Here is a 253-nt window from a genome sequence, read left to right as displayed (position 1 = left end):
CAGTTACTCCGCGCCCACAAGCTGGTAACGATAAACCACGTATGTTTAGATTGCCGCAGTCAAATGCCATTATCAATCGCATGGGATTTAATAACAAAGGCGTTGATAATTTAGTTAATAACGTTAAAGCAGCCAACTATACCGGTATTTTAGGTATTAACATTGGTAAAAATAAAGACACACCGAATGAGCAAGGCAAAGACGATTACATACATTGCATGCGCAAGGTGTTTGAACATGCCTCGTATATAAC

The 253-nt window shown here is 39.1% G+C and carries 1 pseudogene; it reads left to right on the top strand.

Annotated elements, in window-relative coordinates:
* Positions 1–253, top strand: a pseudogene (locus tag AAEY72_RS15655) (quinone-dependent dihydroorotate dehydrogenase); the annotation flags it as partial.

The organism is Psychrobacter sp. W2-37-MNA-CIBAN-0211 (assembly GCF_040309405.1).
Classification (GTDB): Bacteria; Pseudomonadota; Gammaproteobacteria; order Pseudomonadales; family Moraxellaceae; genus Psychrobacter; species Psychrobacter glaciei.
This window is presented reverse-complemented; position numbering and strand designations above follow the sequence as displayed.